The sequence below is a fragment of the Streptomyces antioxidans genome, from assembly GCF_000968685.2.
Lineage (GTDB): Bacteria > Actinomycetota > Actinomycetes > Streptomycetales > Streptomycetaceae > Streptomyces > Streptomyces antioxidans.
In genome coordinates, this window is the sequence record NZ_LAKD02000099.1 from 1 (window position 1) to 3,093 (window position 3,093).

Below are 3,093 nucleotides of genomic sequence, written 5' to 3' on the forward strand. Positions count from 1 at the left end.
CTGGGCCGGTGCATGCGCCTCCCGGCCCAGCATCGCCAGATGATCGGCGATGAAGAGAGCATCGAGCTTCGCGGCCTCCGCCCGACGCGCCACCTCGGCGTGGAAATCGATGGAGTCAGCCAGCTCAATACCGCTGTCCGGTTCGCGCCACGCACCGTGGTGCTGGCCGACGTTGCCGATGACAAGGAACAGATGCATCTTGCGTGGCGTGTCTGTCATGGAAGGGAACCTCCTCTATTCCTGGTGCTGCGGAACGCCAGGGACGTCCTCCCCCGGCTCCGCGGCCACACCTCGCGGGAGACGCAGGACGAGCAGAGCGGCCAGCACACTCATCACCGTCAAAGCCCACCACAGCCCCGCCGGCCAGCTGTCGAGCAACGTCGCCGCCAGCAGCGGAGCAAGCGCGGCGCCCACACCGGCGAAGAGCTGGCTGACGCCCATATAACTGCCCAGCTCACGCTCGGGGGGAAGACTGGTCAGCATCACCAGGGAGGCCTGCGAGACCGCCATCTCCCCCAGGGTGTACACGGTCATAGCCGCCAGCAACACCCCCAGCCGGACGGTGTGCGGGACGGATCCGGCCGCCACCATCGCCACGTACAACACGACGAAGGCACACCCCCCGGCAGCCAGCACCGAGGCGGCACGGAAACGTTCCAGAGAACGGCTCACCGGCAGCTGCAACAGCGTCAGCAGGCCGGTGTTGACGATGAACAGTACGCTCACCGTCCACGCAGGCAGGCCGAGTTGATGAAGAACGAACACCGGCAGCGCGGTCTCCACCACCAAAATCGACGACCGCAAGACAGCACTGGCACCCGCCACCCGCAAGAAGGAGGCATGACGCCACGGGCCACCGCCCACACGGCCACTCCGTTTCGCAGCCCTCGCGGGTGCGGCAGCCGTGGCGGATACGGCGGGTGTGGGGGCCGTGGGGGCCGTGACGGGTGTCCGGGGGGACAGCGGCAAGTACAGCAAGGCGGTCAAGGCGAAGCTGACGGCGTTGGCCACACCGAGCACGACGAACCCCGATGGCGAGTCCACCACCAGCAGTCCCGCGACCAAGGCCCCCGCCCCGATCCCGGCGTTGAACACCACCCGCGACAAGGCCAACCACCGGCCACTGTCCCCCTTGCCCGCCAATCCCACCGCCAGCGGCAGAACCGCGGCCTGTTCAGCACGGTTTCCCACAGCGAAGAGGATGTTGAACAGGGCGAGGGGCACGATGCCGTGCACCGAGACAAAACCGACGAAGCATCCGGCACGCAGCAGGGCCGCCGCGATGAGGACCTGTCGCGGCCCGTACCGGTCGATGAGCACACCAACACCCGGCAACCCCGGCAGGGCAGCAAGCGCGGTGACGGTGAGGACCACTCCGACGGTGCTCAGCGACAGGCCCGAAAGGCTGGCGAAGAACAGCAGCGCGAAGGGGTAGAAGAACCCGGTGCCGAAGGCGTTGACGAAGCCCGAGGCACCGAACCACACCACACCCGGTCCGCGGGGAAGAATACGCCCCGGCCCGTCCGGGTCCGTGCCCGTGGTGGTGGTTTGAGTCGTGGTCACCTGGCACCGGCCTTAACGGTCAAGGAGGTCGGCGACGGTGGCAAGGAGGTCAGCCACGCTCGCCTGGGGTGCGGCGGCCGCCGAGGCAGCCAGACGGGTCAGGAGACCGGCCAGGCGCTGGGCGTCGGTGTCCTCGATGAACCTCCGGTCATGGACGATGTGCACGGTCAGAGCTTGAGGGGTCTGCAGGAGCTCAACAATCAAAGGGGCCGCAGGTTCGGTGGCGCCGACGCTCAGCGGGGCCGTGCGCACCCGGTCCAGGGCGGGGGCGAGGGAGGCGTTGAGCAGGTCAGCGGCGATGAAATTGACCATCACGTAAGGCTGGGAAGCCGGGACGCCGAACGCCTCGGGATCCAGCCTGCGGACGATCTCTGCCAGGGCCAGACGCTGCCGGGCCAGAACCTCCATCGTCTGACGTGCCGCCTGCGCGAGGTGATGGGTGAACGGCTCGGGGGGAGTGATGTCCTGATGGACCGGCAAGCCGTGTGCGGCGTAGGCGACGAGCCGGTGCGAGCCCGCCGCTTCACGGTTGGCCATGGGAACGAACGCCCCGATACGCCGCTGACCGGTCAGCGCGGACAGACTGATCGCGACCAGAGCCAGCAGGGCGTGAGCCAGCGACGCGCCCTGCCCGACGGCCGCAGCCACCAGACCGTCGGTGACGGGGGACGGCAGATAGACCGTCGCCGACCCGGCCACAGGATCAGGCGGGACCTGCCACACGGGCCGCGACAGGCCACCGAGAGAGCAGTACGGCGGCGGCCCCGTGAGATGCCCGCACCACGCCTCCAGGACCTGCTCAGCCTCCGGCGACCCCAGCCACGCCGCCTCCTCGACGAGGAAAGCCCGATAGCCCGGATCCGGGCCGTCCCAGGGCACTGCTTCGCCGGTCAGCCGCGCCGCGTAAGCACGCTGCAGATCATCGACGAGCACGGCTATGGAGACCAGGTCGGTGACGCTGTGATCGCATACCAGCAACAGCACACCCGCCCCATTGCCACGAGCCCAGTGGACGGCCCGCAACAACAGACCAGAGCCCAAGTCAAAAGGCTCATTCGCCGCGCTCACAACAGCCGGTGAAGGCATCTCCTGGTCAGGGGAAACAGTCTCGCGGCGGATACGGATCGGTGAGACAGCGGCTATCTCCTGGTATACGGCACCGGTGCCGTCACGGTGGAAGGTCGCTCGGAGAGCCTCATGACGGCCGACCACATCGGTCAAGGCCTGCTCCAGCCTGTCCAGATGCAATGGACCCTCGACCGTGCAGGCAAGAGAGACGTTGTGGGTCCCGGGGCCCAGGCCCTGCTCCCGCCGCCACTGCTCCCTGGCCAGACGCAGATGCTGCTCCGGCGACAAAGGCAAACGCGATACGCACGCCGAGGCCGAAGCCGAATTCTCCGCTGGTGCAGGTGTCGTAGCCGGGGCCGAGGCGTGTGCCGGGGCCCGGGCCGGTGGCGCTGCCGAGGTCGGTGATGGTGCCGGTGGCGCAGCCGGTGCCGACCCCGGTGGTGTGACCGGTGTCGCAGCCGA

General features: G+C 68.4%; 2 protein-coding genes and 1 pseudogene. All 3 read right to left on the reverse strand.

Features of this window, described 5'->3' with window-relative positions; all coding sequences use genetic code 11:
- Nucleotides 1–219 (reverse strand): annotated as a pseudogene (locus VT50_RS29575) (LLM class flavin-dependent oxidoreductase); the annotation flags it as partial.
- Between the two features lie 15 nt (nt 220–234).
- A complete protein-coding gene (locus VT50_RS29580; RefSeq protein ID WP_046085452.1) occupies nt 235–1,563 on the reverse strand; it encodes an MFS transporter in 1,329 nt (442 codons plus the stop codon).
- Nucleotides 1,564–1,575: 12 nt separating this feature from the next.
- Entirely contained in the window at nt 1,576–2,925 is a 1,350-nt protein-coding gene (locus tag VT50_RS29585) for a condensation domain-containing protein (RefSeq protein ID WP_079343924.1), read from the reverse strand.
- Nucleotides 2,926–3,093: the final 168 nt, after the last annotated feature.